This window comes from Comamonas sp. BIGb0152 (genome assembly GCF_024809975.1).
Taxonomy (GTDB): domain Bacteria; phylum Pseudomonadota; class Gammaproteobacteria; order Burkholderiales; family Burkholderiaceae_C; genus Comamonas.
Window position 1 is genome coordinate 303,392 of the sequence record NZ_JANUDY010000001.1, and the last position, 17,661, is coordinate 321,052.

Sequence of the window (17,661 nt, forward strand, 5' to 3'; positions counted from 1 at the left end):
TCATTGATGGAGCCCAAGATGCTGTTTTTGCTCTCGCCTGCCAAATCCCTGGACTACGAAACCCCGTTGCCTGCCGGTTTGACCAGCACGCAGCCCCAGTTCATCCCCCAGTCCAAGGCCTTGATAGCGGTGCTGCGCACGCAGTCGCCCCAGCAAATCGCCAGCCTGATGGCCATCAGCGACAAGCTGGCGGCGCTAAATGTGGCCCGCTATGAGGCCTGGTCGCCCAAATTCAGCAGCAAGAATGCCCGCCAGGCCATCATGGCCTTCAATGGCGATGTGTATGACGGCCTGCAGGCCCCTAGCCTGAGCGCCAAGCAGCTGGACTGGGCGCAGTCCCACCTGTGCATGCTCAGCGGCCTCTACGGCGTGCTGCGCCCGCTCGACTTGATGCAGCCCTACCGGCTGGAGATGGGCACGCGCCTGGTTACCGAGCAAGGCAGCAATCTGTACCACTTCTGGGGCACGCAGATCGCTGACTACCTCAATGCCCAGCAGGCCAGTGAAGACAAGCCCGTCGTCGTCAACCTGGCCTCGCAGGAGTACTTCAAATCGGTGGACCGCAAGGTGCTGCGCGCCCGGGTAATTGACTGCAGTTTTGAAGACTACAAAAACGGCCAGTACAAAACCATCAGCTTTTACGCCAAAAAGGCGCGCGGCCTGATGGCGCGTTACGCCATCGAGCAGCAAATCAAGACGCCCACTGCCCTGAAAAAATTCAGCACGGCCGGCTACGCCTTCACGGCCGATGCCTCCAGCGATGACCATTTCGTGTTCAGGCGCAAAATCGATTGATGCGACTTTGATGCACAATGGGCCGCGAAAGGAATCCGATGACAGCCACGCAACCCCTCACCCCGGAACTGCGCGCCTGGATCATTGATCAGGCCAGCGCAGGCGTCAGCGCCGATCGCGTCTTCAAAGCCATGTGCGATGCCGGCTGGAACGCCGATGTTGCCGAATCCGCGATGGAATCGGTGCTGACCGAACACCTGGCGCAGTTGCAGGCGAGCAAGGAGACCGCAGCAGCCCCTACCCAGCCTGCGACCCCCACCCGCCCCCTGCCCGAGCCCAGCTTGGCGCAATCGCCCTCAACGATTGATGTCGGTGACCGCGAGGTCAGCGTGCTGCTGGCCCTGCAGCACCCGCGCGTCGTCGTCTTCGGCAACCTGCTGTCCGACGAAGAGTGCGACGCCATCATCGCAGCAGCTGAGCCGCGCATGCAGCGCTCGCTCACCGTCGAGACCCAAACCGGCGGCGAAGAAGTCAATGCCGACCGCACCAGTGACGGCATGTTTTTTCAGCGCGAGGAAACGCCTGCCGTCGCCGCGCTGGAGCGCCGCATTGCCAAGCTGGTCAACTGGCCGGAAAACCATGGCGAAGGCCTGCAGGTGCTGCACTACCGGCCTGGCGCCGAGTACAAGCCGCACTACGACTACTTCGACCCGACGCAGCCGGGCACGCCGACGATTTTGAAGCGTGGCGGCCAGCGCCTGGCCACCTTGGTGATCTACCTGAACAACCCGCAAGCCGGCGGCGGCACCAGCTTCCCCGACGTGGGCTTGGAAGTCGCGCCGCGCCGGGGCAATGCCGTGTTCTTCAGCTATGCCGCGCCTGACCCTGCAACCAAAAGCCTGCACGGCGGCTCGCCCGTGCTGGAGGGCGAGAAATGGATCGCCACCAAGTGGTTGCGCGAAGGCGAATTCAAGTAAACCGCGGCCCCCTGCCTGGCCACCTGCCGGGCAAGGGGTTACCTACCGTTCAAAAGCATGACCGTCCCTTCTTCGCCCGAGCAGTCTCCGCTGGGCCAGCGCTCTGCGTACATCGACCAGTACGACCCCACCCTGCTCTTCCCGCTGCCGCGCCAGGCCAAGCGCGATGAGATCGGCCTGCACCCCGACAAGCTGCCTTTTTTTGGCGCCGACCTGTGGACGGCGTACGAGCTCTCCTGGCTGAACCTGCGCGGCAAGCCCCAGGTCGCGCTGGTGAGCTTCACCATCCCCTGCGAGACGCCCAACATTGTCGAGAGCAAGTCCTTCAAGCTCTACCTCAACAGCTTCAACAACAGCCGCTTTGCCTCGGTGGATGACGTGCGCGCCAAGCTGCTGGCCGATGTCAGCGAGGCGGTATGGCGCGGCGCGCCCTACCAGGCCTCCATCGGCGTGCAGATGATCGACCCCGAGGTCTTCGACACCCTGCCGCTGCAAGAGCTCGATGGCCTGAACCTGGACCGGCTGGACATCGACTGCGAGCACTACCAGCCCCAACCCCAGCTGCTGCGCGCCGCCTTTGACGAGGCGCCCGTCACCGAAACCCTGAGCAGCCGCCTGCTCAAGAGCAACTGCCTGGTTACCGGCCAGCCCGACTGGGGCAGCGTGCGCATCAGCTACACCGGCCCGGCCATCGACCAGGAGCGGCTGCTGCAATACATCGTGAGCTTCCGCAACCACAACGAGTTCCATGAGCAGTGCGTCGAGCGCATGTTTGTCGATATCTGGCAGCACTGCAAGCCGATCCGCCTGACGGTCTATGCCCGCTACACGCGTCGGGGCGGCCTGGACATCAATCCGCTGCGCACCAGCCAGCCGATGGCCTTGCCGGCCAACATCCGCACCGCCAGACAGTAGTCAGTCCAACTCGTCAAACAGCGGCAAGGTGTAGGGGTCGGCCTTCTGCTCCATGCTGCTCTGGGCTTGGCGTATGGCCTGCCAGTCGCCCACCAGCCCTTGGCCCAAGGCCTGCTCCAGTGGCAGCAAGCCGCCCACGCGCACGCCCAGCAGGCGCAGGCGCTGGTCCAAAGGCGCGCGCTTGAGGCACTGGCCGGCGGCATGCCGGATGGCCGCCGCATCCTGGGTGTACAGCGGCAGGCTGTGGTCGCGCGTGGCAATGCGAAAGTCCGGGTAACGCAGCTTGACGCCAATCGTGCGCCCCACATAGCCTTTGCGCTGCAAATCGGCCGCCACCATCTGGCACAGCTCGGTAAAGATCGCACCCAGCTCGGCCTTGTCGCGCACCGCATGCAAGTCGCGGTCAAAAGTCGTCTCGCGGCTCATCGATACCGGCTCGCTCTCGGTCACCACCGGCCGGCTGTCCAGGCCCCAGCTCGATGCATGCAGCCAGGCGCCATAGCTGCGGCCAAAGTGGGCCACCAGCCAAGCCAGGTCCTTGGCCGCCAGATCCCCCAGGGTGTGGATGCCCAGCGCCTGCAGCTTGGCGTCCGCCTTGGGGCCCACACCATTGATCTTGCGGCAGGCCAGCGGCCAGATCATCGTCTGCAGATCGCTCTCCAGCACGATGGAGACGCCATTGGGCTTGTTGAACTCGCTGGCCATCTTGGCCAGCTGCTTGTTGGGCGCCACCCCCACCGAGCAGGTCAGGCCCGTGGCCGCATGGATGGCCGCCTGCATCTGCAGCGCCAGGCTGCGGCCGTGGTCCTCCTGGCCCCCTTGCACATGGGTGAAGTCGATGTAGACCTCGTCCACGCCCCGGTCCTCCATCTGCGGCGCCATGGCCGTGATGATGGCCTTGAACTGGCGCGAGAACTGCCGGTAGCGCGCAAAGTCCACCGGCAGCAAGATGGCTTGGGGGCAGAGCTTGGCGGCCTTCATCATGCCCATGGCCGAGCCCACGCCAAAGGCCCGTGCCGGGTAGGTCGCCGTGGTGATCACGCCCCGGCCTACATAGTCCTTCAGCTGCGGGAAAGCCTCTGTTGGAATCTCATGCAGGCGGTCGCCATAGCGGGCTTTCAGCGCCTCATCTGCTGCCCGGCGGCCCCCGCCAATGATGACCGGCAAGCCCTTGAGCTGCGGGTAGCGCAGCAGCTCGGCCGAGGCATAGAAAGCATCCATGTCCAGATGCGCAATGCGGCGGCGCGGGGGCAGTACAACAGGCGATGGCGAGGGGGCGGAGCACACCTGTCTATTGTCTCCCAGCGCGGCGCGGCCTGCAGCCGACGGCAGCGCAAAATCGGCCGCCGAGCGGGGTCAGTGGTCGTGGTGCAGGTAGGCCGCCTGCTTGGGCAGCCGCAGGCTGAACAAAAAGGCAATCACCATCATCGCCGACACATACCAAAAGAAGGCGTTTTCATGGCCGGCGTTCTTCAGCGCCAGCGCCACAAACTCGGCCGACCCGCCAAAAATCGCATTGGCCACCGCATAGGCCAGGCCCACACCCAAGGCGCGTACCTCGGGCGGGAACATCTCTGCCTTCACAATGCCCGAGATCGAGGTGTAGAAGCTCACAATCGCCAGCGCCACCAGGATCAGCAGGCCGGCCGTCACCGGCGACGAGGCCTGGTGCAGGGTCGTCAGAATCGGCACCGTGCCCAGGGCGCCCAGCGCGCCAAACAGCATCATGCTGGTGCGCCGGCCAATGCGGTCGGACAGTGCGCCAAACAACGGCTGCATGCACATGTACAAAAACAGGCAGACGGTCATCACATAGCTGGCGGTCTTGATCGGCAGGCCCACGCTGTTGACCAGGTACTTCTGCATATAGGTGGTGAAGGTGTAGAAGATCAGCGAGCCGCCGGCGGTGTAGCCCAGCACGGTGACAAAGGCGCGCCAGTGGTGCTTGAACAGGTTGCCCAGGGTGCCGGTCTCCTTGTTCTGCATGGCCTCTTTGGACTGGGTCTCATGCAAGGTACGGCGCAGCAGCATGGCCACCACCGCCGCTGCCGCCCCCACCACAAAGGGAATGCGCCAGCCCCAGGCGCGCAGCTCGGCATCCGTCAGCACGGCTTCCAGAATCACGATCAGCAGCACCGCCAGCAGCTGGCCACCAATCAGGGTCACGTACTGGAACGAGGAGTAAAAACCGCGCTGGCCCTTGAGCGCCACTTCGCTCATATAGGTGGCCGTGGTGCCATATTCACCACCCACCGACAGGCCCTGGAACAAGCGGCACAGCAGCAGCAAGAACGGTGCCCAGGCGCCCACCTGCGCATAGGTAGGCAGGCAGGCAATCACCAGCGATCCGGCGCACATCATGGTCACCGAGATCAACATGGATTTTTTGCGGCCGTACTTGTCGGCAATGCGGCCAAACAGCCAGCCGCCGATGGGGCGCATCAAAAAGCCGGCGGCAAACACACCGGCCGTGTTCAGCAGCTGTACGGTGGGGTCGCCTTTGGGGAAGAAGGCAGCGGCAAAGTAAATGGCCGAGAAGGCATAGACATAAAAGTCAAACCATTCGACCAAATTGCCCGAGGAGGCAGCCATGATGGAGAAAATGCGGTGGCGCTTTTCTTCCGGGCTGTAGTGGGGAGGGGTGTTGGCCGAAGTCTGGGCGGCAGAGGGCCCAGGTCCTGGCACGGAGGGTGTTGTCATTGGAGTAGTCCCGTGTAGCAATGCGGACCATGATGCGCCGCCTGCGAGACCCTCTGATGTCAGACGGACGCTGAATTTCCCCGCTCCCCTGCCAGCGCCTGCGCAGTGCCAAGGCCCTCTACAGCTGGGTGCAGATCACCACAATGCCCACCAGCATCAGCGCAATGCCCCATTTCTCATTGCGGCGCAGCTGCTCCTTGAGCAGCCGGCGCGAGACCAGGTAGCTGAACACCACCTCGACCATGCCCAAGGTGCGTACCGAAGCGGCACTTTGCAGCGCATAGGCGCTGAACCAGGCGAGAGACGCCGCACTGCCCATGCAGCCAGCCAGCAGCGACACGCGCCAAGCCTTGGCAATGCGAACCAGCACGCCGCGGTCACGCCAGACAAACCAGGCGCCCATGGCCAGGGTCTGCATGCATTGGGCAATGAACACGCCCCAGGCCCCGGACAGCAGTGCGCTCGGCGCATCCAGCGCCAGCGCCGCACCGCGAAAGCCCACCGTCGCAATGGCAAAGCAGGCACCGCAGATCAGGCCATACATGGCTGCCTTGCTGCGCCAATCGAGCTTGGCGCCCAGTTGGCGCGGCGGCAAGGACAGCAGCGCCACGCCTACGGTGGCAATGGCCATCGCCGCCAGCGCCCAGTAGGTGGGCAGCTCACCCAGAAAGACCGCGCCAAACAGCGCCACCTGCAGCACCTCGGTCTTGGACAGGGTCACGGCCACCGCAAAATTGCGCTGCTGCATCGCCAGCAGCAAGGCACCAGTGGCCGCGATTTGAAAGAAGGCCCCCAGCGCCAGCCAGCCAAAATAAGCGCCGCTCCAGTGCGCAATCTCAGGCGCCTTGGCGGGCAGGGTATAGAGCAGCACCAGCACCAGGCCGGCCAGCGGCAGGCCATAGAGAAAGCGCACCAAGGTGGCCGGCCAGGTGCCCAGATCGCGGGTCAGCGAGCGCTGCGCCGCGTTGCGCGCCGTTTGCGCCACGGCGGCAAACACCACCAGCGCCATCCACCAACCACCCCATTGCATTCCTGCTCCGTCAGCCATCACCGCATCCCATCCATCACAAGGCCCACGATGGTAGGCGATAGGCAGCACTTGCGCGCCTGCATTTGGCGATGCGAGCCTGCGGCATCAAGAGGGGCCAGCACGCTGCCTGCCCCCTGCTCCGCTCAATAAGGCTGGGGATAGGTGCCGGGCACCAGAATCCCCTGGTCCACGTTGTTGATATTGGTGTGGCCGCAAAACGCCATGGACACATCCAGCTCCTTGTGGATGATCTGCAGCGCGCGCGTCACGCCCTCTTGGCCGTAGGCGCCCAGGCCGTACAAAAAGCTGCGACCAATCAAGGTGCCCTGGGCGCCCAGCGCACGGGCCTTGAGGACATCCTGGCCACTGCGGATGCCGCTGTCCAGCCAGACCTCGATGTCTTTGCCGGCAGCCTGCGCGATCGACGGCAGCGCATCGATGGTCGCGGGCGCGCCATCCAGCTGGCGGCCGCCATGGTTGCTGACGATCAGCGCATCGGCGCCGGTCTGTGCCGCCAGCCGGGCATCGTCGGCCTCCATCACGCCCTTGAGGATGAGCTTGCCACCCCAGCGCTTCTTGATCCATTCCACATCGCCCCAGTTCAGGCAGGGGTCAAACTGGTCAGCCGTCCAGGACGACAGCGAGCTCACATCGCCGACGCCATCGACATGGCCGACGATATTGCCAAACGTGCGTCGCTTGGTGCCCAGCATGCCCATGCACCAGCGCGGCTTGGTCGCCAGGTTGATGAGGTTTCTGAGGGTCGGCTTGGGCGGTGTGGACAGCCCGTTCTTGATGTCCTTGTGGCGCTGCCCGAGTATTTGCAGATCCAGGGTGAGCTGCAAGGCCGAGCAGTTCGCCGCCTTGGCCCGGTCGATCAGGCGCTCCATAAAGCCCCGGTCGCGCATCACATACAGCTGGAACCAGAACGGATGGCGGCCGGTGTGCTCGGCCACATCTTCGAGCGAGCAGATGCTCATCGTCGACAAGGTGAACGGGATGCCAAAGGCCTTGGCCGCGCGGGCCGCCAGGATTTCGCCATCGGCATGCTGCATGCCTGTCAGGCCCGTCGGCGCAATGGCCACGGGCATGCTCACCTCCTGGCCCACCATGGTGCTGCGCGTGCTGCGGCCTTCCATATTCACCGCCACGCGCTGGCGCAGCTTGATTTTGTGGAATGCCGCCTCGTTGTCGCGGTAGGTGCCCTGGGTGTAGGAGCCCGAGTCCGCATAGTCATAAAACATCCGCGGCACCCGCTTCTCGGCCACGACGCGCAAATCTTCAATACATGTGATCTTGGATAAATCAGCCACAAATCTTCCTTGTTATCAAGCCACTGCAGCGGCGCTGGCGGCCAGACCCTATGTGTAACGTGCTGTGAGCGGCGTCCTTGTCACGCAGGTGGCAGACCCAACACCATCTCGTTACAAGGTCTAGGGGTTTTACAGGACTGCGGGCCACCAGCTAGGCCGACATTATGTCGATGTTCTATCCATCCAGGTGTTTTTGTAATAACAGCAGCTAATGGCACGGCTCCCGGCCGCGCACCTGCGCTGCACTACAACGAGGAGTCAGGCATGGTTTGGCAACAGATCTACAACCCGGTGGGCAATATGGTGCTCTCCACCTTGCTGGCGGCGCTGCCGGTGGTGGTAATGCTGGTGGGGCTGGGTTTTCTCCACCTCAAGGCGCATATTGCGGCCGGCGCAGGCCTGGTCTGCGCACTGCTCATTGCCATCCTGGTCTATGGCATGCCGGCCGATATGGCGGGCCGCGCGGCGGTCTTTGGCGGCCTCACCGGCCTGCTGCCCATTGGCTGGATCGTGCTCAACATCATCTTTTTGCACCAGCTGACGGAGCACAACGGCAGCTTCAAGATCCTGCAGGACTCGATTGCCGGCATCACCGAGGACCGGCGTATCCAGCTGCTGCTGATCGCCTTTGCCTTTGGCGCCTTCTTTGAAGGGGCGGCAGGCTTTGGCACGCCGGTGGCGGTCACGGCGGCCATCCTGATCGGCCTGGGCTTTTCGCCGCTGGCGGCCTCAGGCCTGTCGCTGATTGCCAATACCGCGCCCGTCGCCTTTGGCGCACTGGGCACGCCGGTGATCACCCTGGCCAAGGTCCATGGCTATGACCTGATGGAGGTCACCGCCATGGTCGGCCGCCAGCTGCCCTTCTTCTCGGTGCTGGTGCCCTTCTGGCTGATCTGGGCCTTTGCCGGCCGCAAGGCGATGGTGGAGATCTGGCCGGCCATCCTGGTCACCGGCCTGTCGTTTGCGATTCCGCAGTATCTCGTCTCCAACTTCATCGGCCCGGAGCTGGTCGACATCATTGCCGCGATCGTCTCCATGGGCTGCCTGATCGGCTTTCTGCGCGTGTGGCAGCCCAAGACCATCTGGCGCAGCACCTCGCTCAAGAGCCGCGACACCAGCGAAGACACTACGGCCAAGCCACGTGCCGTGGTGGCGCATGCCCGCGCCGATGTGATCCGCGCCTGGACGCCCTGGGCTATCCTGACGGTGTTTGTGTTTATCTGGGGTCTGCCCTCGGTCAAGAGCGCGCTCAACGGCTTGTTTGCGCCGTCCTTCCCGATGACGGGGCTGCACAACCTGATCGAGAAGGTGCCGCCCGTCGTGCCCCAGCCCACCAAGGAAGGCGCGGTCTATGTGCTCAACCTGCTGTCGGCCACCGGCACCGGCATTCTGCTGTCGGCCATCGTCGGCGGTCTGGTGATGAAGTACAGCCCACTGGCCCTCATCAAGCAGTTCTTCAAAACCATCTGGCTGGTGCGCTTTTCGCTGCTGACCATCGTGCTGATGCTGGCGCTGGGCACCCTCACCCGCTACTCCGGCACCGACACCACCTTGGGTCTGGCCTTTGCCAACACCGGCGTGTTCTACCCGTTCTTTGGCACGATGATGGGCTGGCTGGGCGTGGCGCTGACGGGTTCGGACACGGCCTCCAACGTGCTGTTTGGCGGCATGCAAAAGGTCGCTGCCGAGCAGCTGGGCCTGTCGCCCAACCTGATGGGCGCGGCCAACAGCTCGGGCGGCGTGATGGGCAAGATGATCGATGCGCAGTCCATCGTTGTGGCTTCCACCGCCACGCGCTGGTTCAACCATGAGGGCGACATCCTGCGCTATGTGTTCTTCCACTCGGTGGCCCTGGCTACTTTGGTGGGCATCTTTGTCAGCTTGCAGGCCTATGTCTACCCCTTCACCTTGATGGTGGTGAAGTAAGCAAAACGGGGCTCACCGAGGAGCCCCGTTCACCGCATCCCGTGTGTTAAACGGCAGGGACCGCAGGGTTCAGGCTGTACAAGCCGGTGATGCGGGCCTGGCCCAGCACCGGAGCCTGGGCCAGCGCGGCACGCACATTCGCACCGGTCAGTGCACCGTCGACTGCCAAGCTTGGCGTGGCCAGCGCATACACCGTGAACACATAGTGGTGCAGCAGGCTGTCGTTCCAGGGTGGGCAAGGGCCGTCGTAGCCGTAGTAATCGCCCTGCATCTGCGCATCAGCGGCAAACCAGGCGCTGTAGTCATTGATGCCATGGCGCAGGCCCTGGGGCGCAGCCGGGCCGGGCTTGCCATGGGCGGTGATGCCGTCCGACTGCGCGCCGGCGGCGATCTCGGTGGTGCTCGCCGGAATATCGAGCAGCAGCCAGTGGAAGAAGTCGACCCGGGGCAGATCGGCCGGCACCGTGCGGCCTTCCTGGTTCACATCATCGCCCCGGCTGGGCACATCGGGGTCATGGCAGACGATGACAAAGGACTGGGTGCCGGCGGGCACATCGCGCCAGGCCAGGTGCGGATTGCGGTTGGACGACAGCAAGACATGGGCTGTCGCATCGGGCACGGCAAAAGCGAATTCGCCAGGAATGGCCTGGCCGTCTTGAAAGCTGTGGCTGCTGAGCTGCATCTGATAAATCCTTTGCGGGAAAGAAAAAAGCCAAAGGGCCTCGACCGGGGTCGGGGCACTTTGGCAAATTTTAGGCGCAGCAGCACCGCCGACTGTCGCCCAGGCTCAGCGGACTGGCAGCCCGGCAGCTACCAGCCCCCTCAATGCCCGCCGATATAGGCGAACTTGAACAGGAACAGCGCCGCAATGATCCAGACCATCCAGTGCACCTCGCGGGCGCGGCCGGTGCACAGCTTGATGGCCGCGTACGAGATAAAACCAAAGGCCAGGCCGTTGGCGATGGAGTAGGTAAAGGGCATCATCACGGCGGTGATGGCGGCGGGAATGGCCTCGGTCGTGTCCGCCCAGTCCACCTCGGTCAGCTCCTTGAGCATCAGGCAGGCGACAAACAGCAGCGCGGGCGCGGTGGCGTACGCAGGCACCGAGCCGGCCAAAGGCGCAATGAACAAGCAGGCCAGGAACAGCACGGCAACCGTCACGGCGGTCAGGCCTGTGCGGCCACCGGCCTGTACGCCCGAGGCGCTTTCGACATAGGCCGTCGCGCTAGAGGTGCCCAGCAGCGAACCGGCAAAGATCGCGCCACTGTCGGCCAGCAGCGAGCGGTGAAAGCGCTCCATCTTGCCGGGCACCAAGAGGCCGGCGCGCTTGGCCACGCCCATCAAGGTGCCGGTGGCATCAAACAGCTCCACCAGAAAGAACACCAGCACCACGTTCAAGAAACCGCTGGACAGCGCCGTCTTGATATCGAGCTGCAAGAAGGTGGGCGCAATCGACGGCGGTGCCGAGAACACACCCTGGAACTGGTTGCCGCCAAAGATGAAGGAGGCCACCGTCACGGCCAGAATGCCGATCAGGATGGCACCGGGCACACGCAGGCGGTCCAGCACCACGATCAGCAAAAAGCCCAGGCCGAACAGAATTACCGAGGGCGAATGCAGATCACCCAGGGTCACCAAGGTGGCCTTGGATTCCACCACCACGCCGGCGCTCTTGAGCGCAATCAGCGCCAAAAAGAGCCCGATGCCAACGGTGATGGCCACGCGGATGGAGGCCGGTATGCCATTGATGATCTGGTCGCGTATGCGAAAGATGGTGACCAGCAAAAACAGGCAGCCCGAGACAAACACCGCCCCCAGCGCCGCCTGCCAGGTGTAGCCCATGCCCAGCACCACCACATAGGCAAAATAGGCATTCAGTCCCATGCCCGGTGCCACCGCAATCGGGTAGTTGGCATACAGCCCCATGAGTACCGAGCCCAGCGCCGCAATCAGGCAGGTGGCCACAAACACCGAGCCCTTGGGCATGCCCGCATCCCCCAGGATCGAGGGGTTGACGAACATGATGTAGGCCATCGTCAAAAAGGTGGTGATCCCCGCCAGCACCTCGGTTCGCACCGTGGTGCCATGCTCTCCAAGCTTGAAATATTTGTCCAGCGCACTCATGGCTGCTCCTTCTGGTTATTCATCGTTTAAAGGGAAGCTGATTCGTATCGAAGGCGGCGAGTATCGCAGCTGCCCGTGCAGGCTGCCGGCTCGCAGCGTCAAAGCCCTGTCTGCACGGCCGCGATGGCGTCGAGCACCGCCTCGGCCGTGGCCGGTGCGCGCAGCGGCGGGCAGCAGCCCGGCGCGCCGGTCGCAGCCACCGCATCGCGTATCGCAAAGAACACCGAGAACGGCAGCAGCAGTGGCGGCTCGCCCACCGCCTTGCTGCGGTGGATGCTGTCATGCGGGTTGGCGCCGTCGAACAGCTGCACATTCAGCACCGGCGGGCAGTCGTTGGCGGTCGGTATCTTGTAGGTGCTGGGGGCATGGGTCATCAAGGCCCCTGTCTTGGGGTGCCAGACCAGCTGCTCCATCGTGAGCCAGCCCATGCCCTGGATAAAGGCGCCCTCGACCTGGCCAATATCGACGGCCGGGTTCAGCGACTGGCCCACGTCGTGGAGCACATCGGCGCGCAGCAGCTTGCTCTCGCCGGTCAGGGTATCGACCACTACCTCGCTCACAGCCGCGCCGTAGGCAAAGTAAAAGAAAGGCCGGCCGCGCATCGCCGCCCCATCCCAAGACAGGCCGGGCGTCGCATAAAAACCATCGGACCAGAGCTGCACCCGCGCCAGATAGGCCTGCTTGACCAGGGCCGCAAAGCCCAGCGTTTGGCCCGCGCAATGCACTTCGTCATTCACAAAGCGCACCGTGGCCGGGTCGGCCCCAAGCGGGGCGGCCATGCAAGCGGCCAGGCGCTCGCGGATCTGGCGCGCCGCATCTTGCGCCGCCTTGCCGTTCAAATCGGTGCCGGTCGATGCTGCGGTGGCGGAGGTGTTGGCCACCTTGGTCGTGTCGGTGGCGGTCACCCGCACCCGCTCAAAGGCCACGCCCAGCTCATGCGCCACCACCTGGGCCACCTTGGTGTTCAGGCCCTGGCCCATCTCGGTGCCGCCATGGTTGACGAGGATGGAGCCATCGTTGTAGACATGGACCAGGGCGCCCGCCTGGTTGAAGTGCTTGACGTTGAAGGAGATACCGAACTTGACGGGGGTCAGCGCCAGACCGCGCTTGAGCACCGGGCTGGTGGCATTGAAGGCATCGACCTGGGCGCGCCGCGCCCGGTAGTCGCTGCGTGCCTCCAGCTGCGCCACCAGCTCGTCGATGATGTTGTCGTCCACCTCCTGGCCATAAGGCGTGCACTGGCCGCTGTCCTTGGCATAGAAGTTCGCACGCCGCACATCGAGCGCATCCTTGCCCAGCTGCCGCGCGATGGAGTCCATGATGTTCTCCATCACGATCGCGCCCTGCGGCCCGCCAAAGCCGCGAAAGGCGGTATTGCTCTGGGTATTGGTCTTGCCCATAAAGCCGCGCATGCGCACATTGGGCAGCCAGTAGGCATTGTCGAAGTGGCAGAGCGCGCGGGTCATCACCGGCGCCGACAGATCGGCCGAATGCCCGGCGCGCGAGACCATGGTCACCTCGGCGCCGAGGATGCGGCCGCTGTCGTCATAGCCAATGTCGTACTCGTACCAGAAGCAATGGCGGCGGCCGGTGATCATAAAGTCATCGTCACGATCGAGCCGCAGCTTGACGGGCCGGCCCAGCTTGCGCGCCGCCACCGCCGCCACGCAGGCAAACAGGGCTGATTGGGATTCCTTGCCGCCAAAACCGCCGCCCATGCGCCGGCATTCCACATGCACTGCATGGGCCTGCACCCCCAACGCATGCGCCACCAGGTGCTGCATCTCGCTGGGGTGCTGGGTGGAGCACAGCACATGCATGGCGCCCCCTTCCTTGGGGATGGCGTAGCTGATCTGGCCTTCCAGGTAAAACTGCTCCTGGCCGCCCACCTCCCAGCTGCCCTGCAGGCGGCGCGGGGCCTGGGCAATGGCCTGGGAGGCGCCGCCGGCATCGGTCTCGCGCAGCAGCTGCATCGGCGGCACCACATACTGGCCCAGCGCATGGGCCTGCTGCGGGGTCAGCACCGGCTCGGCCTCTTCCACCTTGGCCAGCTTGCGCGCCAGTGCCGCCACGCGCCGTGCGGTTTGCCGGTCGCCGGCCAGTACCGCGAACATCGGCTGGCCCAGGTAGCGTATTTCGCCATCGCAGAGGATGGGGTCGTCATGGACGATGGATCCGCAGTCATTGACGCCGGGGATATCGGCCGCCGTCAGCACCGCTACCACGCCAGGCTCGGCGCGCAGTGCGTCCACATCCAGCGACAGCAGGCGGCCATGGGCAATGGGCGACAGGCCCAGCGCGCAATGCAGGCTGCCGGCCAGCTCGGGCAGGTCGTCGATATAGGTGGCTTCACCGGCCACATGCAAGGGGGCGGACTCATGGGGGCGGCTGATGCCCACCTGGTGGCCTTGCTGCTGCGCCCGGGCCTCTTGCGCCACATCGATGCGCGCCTTTTGGTTGTCGCGGTAATCGGCAAAGGCCTCAGCGCCGGCCAGCAGATGTTTGGGAATAGACGTGTTCATATCAGGCTCCCGGTGCAACAGCATGGTTGGCCTGGGCAGTGCTCACCAAATGCGGCATGGCGGCCCAGACGGTGGTGGCCTCTGGCGCCAACGGGGCATCGGCCCGGGTCTCCAGCCACAGGCGCTGCAGCAGGTTTTGCGCCACCTTCAGGCGGTAGGCCGCGCTGGCCCGCATATCGGTCATTGGTTGAAAATCCTCGGCCAGCGCCGCCTGGGCGCGCTGCACGGCTTGCGCCGTCCAGGCCTGGCCCAGCAGGGCTGCTTCGGCCTTGGCGGCACGCCGTACAGTGGCCGACATACCGCCAAAGGCCAGGCGCACGGTCTCCACCTGGCCCTGGGCACCCAACTGCAGCGAAAAGCCCGCGCACAGCGCCGAGATATCGCAGTCAAAACGCTTGCTGATCTTGTAGGCCCGCACCTGGCGTGCCTGCACCGCCAGCGGCACCCGCAGGCCCTGCACCCACTCACCGGGCTCCAGCTGGTTCTTCATGTAGTCCAGGTAAAACTCGGTCAGCGGCATGCGCCGCAGGCGATCGCCCAGGCGCAGCTCGATCTCGGCATCCAGCGCCATCAGCACCGGTGGGGCATCGCCAATCGGCGAGCCATTGGCCACATTGCCGCCCATGGTGCCGGCATGGCGCACGGGGGGCGATGCAAAGCGCAGCCACACTTCGGTGAGCGACGGAAAACGCTGGGCCAGTGCGCCCCAAGCGGCCTCCAGCGAAGCGCCTGCGCCAATGCAGAGCATGCCATCGCGCTCCTCGATGCGGCGCAGCTCAGCCACCCGCCCCACGGCAATCAAATCACCCAGCGGCCGAAACTGCTTGTTGATCCACAAAGCCACATCGGTGGTGCCCCCAATCAAACGGGCATCGGGCAGCGCGGCGCGCAGCTGGGCCAGGCTGGCGATGCTGGCCGGCGCGTGGAAATGCTGGGGCTGGCCGCAGCTGGGGGTATAGGCATAGCTCCAGTCGGCATCGCTGCGCAGCGCCTGCAAGGCGGCTACCACGGGCGCTGCATCCAACTGGCGGGCAGGCAGGTCCAGCATCTGCTGGCCGGCATCCAGAATGGGCCGGTAGCCGGTGCAGCGGCAGAGGTTGCCCGACAGCGCATCGGCCAGCTGCTGGCGCGTGGGCGCAGCGCCCTGGCGGGCCTGCTGCTGCTCGTAGACGGACCACAGCGACATGACAAAACCGGGCGTGCAAAAGCCGCATTGCGAGCCGTGGCAGTCCACCATGGCCTGCTGCACCGGGTGCAGCGCGTTGCAAGCCTGGCCGCCCTCTTTGGGCCGGCAGCTGGTCTTCATGTCTTCGACGGTGAACAGCGCCTTGCCATGCAGGCTGGGCAGCAGCTGGATGCAGGCATTGACGGTCTGCAGCTTGAGGCCTTGCACGGCCTGCGGGTCGCCGGGTTCGGCCAGCTCAGCGAGCATCACCGTGCAGGCGCCGCAATCGCCTTCATTGCAGCCCTCCTTGGTGCCTGTGCAGTGCGCGTCCTCGCGCAGCCAGTCCAGCACACTGCGTGTGGGGGCCAGGCCTTGCACGTCGGTGATACGGCCTTGGTGGTAGAAACGGATGGCTTGTGGGGCGGTCATGGGGCTCATGGTGGGGCTCGGTCTGGCATGCTGCCTTGCCGGTCTGCAAAACTGTGTACTAGCGTAGTGTGCCGCGCAGCGCCAGCCATAACAAGCCAGCCATAGGCGCTATGGTGCAACCTGTATATTTTTGGGTTTACCCGTATCTTTCGGGGCTGCAAAAACGTAAGCAATGGTCGTGTCCCCGGGTTTACCAGGGCTGCGGCCGGGGCAAGCAGGTATATTGCCAGGCATGATGTTCCGCCGCCCCCTCCCCGCGATGCGCCAGCTCGCCACCGCCGCCAGCCTGGGCCTTGCCGCCTGCGCCGTTTTTGCCCAAACCAGCGCGCCGCAAGAGGCGCCCAACCTGAGCGAGGCCGAGTTCCAGTCCTGCCTGAGCGAGCTGCGCGCCAGCAAGGCCTTTGCCGCCATCACGCCCGCCACCTTCAGCCAGTACACCGGCCAGCTCCAGCCCGATGCGACGGTGCTGCCCCTGCTCAACCGCCAGCCGGAGTTCACGATGCCCGTCTGGGATTACATCGCCGTGCTGGTGGACGAGCAGCGTGTGGCCGAGGGCCGCGCCGCCTATGCCAAGTGGAAAAGCACCTTGGACAAGATCGAACAGAGCACCGGCGTATCCCCCCAGATCGTCATTGGCGTTTGGGGCGTGGAGAGCAACTTCGGCCAGAACCTGGGCGGCCGCTCCCTGGTGCAGTCACTGGGCACCTTGTCGTGCTTTGGCCGCCGCCAGGCCTATTTCCGGGGTGAGTTCGCCAGCGCGCTGCGCATCTTGCAAGAAGGCCATATCGCCGAATCCAAATTGGTGGGCTCCTGGGCGGGCGCCTTTGGGCAGACGCAGTTTATGCCCTCGACCTTTTTCCGCAGCGCTGTCGACTTTGACGGCGATGGCCGCCGCGACATCGTCGACAGCGTGCCCGATGCGCTGGCCTCCACCGCCACCTTCTTGAAGAACGCCGGCTACCGCCCGGGCCAGCCCTGGGGCTTTGAGGTCAAGCTGCCCAGCGGTTTCAGCACCGCCGATGCCAGTCGCAAAAACAAAAAGCCGCTGGCTTTCTGGCGCTCGGCCGGTGTCACCCTGGTCAACGGTGATCCGTTGCCGGAGTCCCTGCCATCGGCTGGCCTGATGATTCCAGCAGCGGGCGGCCCCGCCTTCCTGGTCGGCCGCAATTTTGATGCGCTCTACAGCTACAACGCCTCGGAAAACTATGGCTTGGCGATTGCCCAGCTGTCCAACCTGGTAGCAGACACCCGCCAGAGCCAAACCAGCTTTGTCACGCCCTGGCCCACCGATGACCTGGGCCTGTCACGCGCGCAAAACAAGGCGCTGCAGCAGGCGCTGCTGACCCGAGGCTACGCCATTGGCGAGCCCGATGGAATGATTGGCGCCAAGACGCGCGAAGCCATCAAGGCCGAGCAAAACCGCCTGGGCATGAAGGCCGACGGCCGCGCCGGCCAAAAGCTGCTGCGCGCACTCGCCAACTGATACCGCTGGAGCCACACCATGATCGTGACCACCACCCCCAGCATCGAAGGCAAGCGCATCAGCCGCTACTGCGGCATCGTCAATGGCGAAGCGATCCTGGGTGCCAACTTTTTCAAGGACTGGTTTGCCGGCATCCGCGACATCGTCGGCGGGCGCTCGGGCACCTACGAAAAAGAGCTGCAAAAGGCCAGAGATATTGCACTCAATGAGTTGCAGGAACGCGCCAAGGCGCTGGGCGCGAATGCCGTCGTCGGCATCGACCTGGACTATGAAGTGCTGGGCAAGGACAACGGCATGCTGATGGTCTCCGCCAGCGGCACTGCCGTGGTGGTCGATTAAGCG

The 17,661-nt window shown here is 64.5% G+C and carries 14 protein-coding genes; 6 read left to right on the forward strand and 8 right to left on the reverse strand.

What is annotated here, in order from left to right:
• The first annotated feature begins 18 nt into the window (after positions 1-18).
• From yaaA to queF, 3 genes are read left to right on the forward strand one after another with little or no spacing between them, the layout of a single operon-like run.
• Positions 19-795 carry a peroxide stress protein YaaA gene (gene yaaA / locus M2375_RS01400; RefSeq protein WP_259163467.1) on the forward strand — a complete coding sequence of 259 codons (777 nt, stop codon included), beginning with the start codon at positions 19-21 and terminating at the stop codon, positions 793-795.
• A 38-nt stretch (positions 796-833) separates the two neighbouring features.
• A complete protein-coding gene (locus M2375_RS01405; RefSeq protein ID WP_259163468.1) occupies positions 834-1,712 on the forward strand; it encodes a 2OG-Fe(II) oxygenase in 879 nt (292 codons plus the stop codon).
• Positions 1,713-1,769: 57 nt separating this feature from the next.
• Complete coding sequence (gene queF / locus M2375_RS01410; protein WP_259163469.1) at positions 1,770-2,627, forward strand: NADPH-dependent 7-cyano-7-deazaguanine reductase QueF; 858 nt, start codon at positions 1,770-1,772, stop codon at positions 2,625-2,627.
• On the opposite strand, the gene M2375_RS01415 is transcribed toward queF, so the two are convergent.
• The 4 genes from M2375_RS01415 to M2375_RS01430 form a co-directional block, all read right to left on the reverse strand.
• A complete protein-coding gene (locus tag M2375_RS01415) occupies positions 2,628-3,848 on the reverse strand; it encodes a DNA polymerase IV (RefSeq protein ID WP_259163952.1) in 1,221 nt (406 codons plus the stop codon).
• Positions 3,849-3,983: 135 nt separating this feature from the next.
• Positions 3,984-5,327, reverse strand: a complete 1,344-nt coding sequence (locus M2375_RS01420; RefSeq protein WP_259163471.1) for an MFS family transporter — start codon at positions 5,325-5,327, stop codon at positions 3,984-3,986.
• A gap of 118 nt (positions 5,328-5,445) precedes the next feature.
• Positions 5,446-6,357, reverse strand: a complete 912-nt coding sequence (locus M2375_RS01425) for a DMT family transporter (protein ID WP_259163472.1) — start codon at positions 6,355-6,357, stop codon at positions 5,446-5,448.
• A 143-nt stretch (positions 6,358-6,500) separates the two neighbouring features.
• Positions 6,501-7,670, reverse strand: a complete 1,170-nt coding sequence (locus M2375_RS01430; RefSeq protein ID WP_259163473.1) for an alpha-hydroxy acid oxidase — start codon at positions 7,668-7,670, stop codon at positions 6,501-6,503.
• 264 nt (positions 7,671-7,934) lie between these two features.
• Here M2375_RS01430 and M2375_RS01435 point away from each other — a divergent pair, with 264 nt between their 5' ends.
• On the forward strand, positions 7,935-9,596 hold the full coding sequence (locus tag M2375_RS01435; protein ID WP_259163475.1) for an L-lactate permease: 1,662 nt from the start codon (positions 7,935-7,937) through the stop codon (positions 9,594-9,596).
• A gap of 46 nt (positions 9,597-9,642) precedes the next feature.
• Here the strand turns inward: M2375_RS01435 and M2375_RS01440 are convergent, their stop codons facing one another.
• From M2375_RS01440 to xdhA, 4 genes are all read right to left on the reverse strand, one after another.
• Entirely contained in the window at positions 9,643-10,278 is a 636-nt protein-coding gene (locus tag M2375_RS01440) for a YbhB/YbcL family Raf kinase inhibitor-like protein (RefSeq protein ID WP_259163476.1), read from the reverse strand.
• Between the two features lie 140 nt (positions 10,279-10,418).
• Complete coding sequence (locus M2375_RS01445; RefSeq protein WP_259163477.1) at positions 10,419-11,720, reverse strand: NCS2 family permease; 1,302 nt, start codon at positions 11,718-11,720, stop codon at positions 10,419-10,421.
• A 98-nt stretch (positions 11,721-11,818) separates the two neighbouring features.
• Positions 11,819-14,242 (reverse strand): xanthine dehydrogenase molybdopterin binding subunit, encoded by a 2,424-nt coding sequence (gene xdhB, locus M2375_RS01450; RefSeq protein ID WP_259163478.1) that lies wholly within the window; start codon positions 14,240-14,242, stop codon positions 11,819-11,821.
• Position 14,243: 1 nt separating this feature from the next.
• Positions 14,244-15,845 carry a xanthine dehydrogenase small subunit gene (gene xdhA / locus M2375_RS01455; RefSeq protein WP_259163479.1) on the reverse strand — a complete coding sequence of 534 codons (1,602 nt, stop codon included), beginning with the start codon at positions 15,843-15,845 and terminating at the stop codon, positions 14,244-14,246.
• A gap of 223 nt (positions 15,846-16,068) precedes the next feature.
• Here xdhA and M2375_RS01460 point away from each other — a divergent pair, with 223 nt between their 5' ends.
• Entirely contained in the window at positions 16,069-17,319 is a 1,251-nt protein-coding gene (locus M2375_RS01460; RefSeq protein ID WP_259163480.1) for a lytic murein transglycosylase, read from the forward strand.
• 18 nt (positions 17,320-17,337) lie between these two features.
• Positions 17,338-17,658, forward strand: a complete 321-nt coding sequence (locus M2375_RS01465; protein ID WP_182343220.1) for a heavy metal-binding domain-containing protein — start codon at positions 17,338-17,340, stop codon at positions 17,656-17,658.
• The last annotated feature ends 3 nt before the right edge of the window (positions 17,659-17,661 follow it).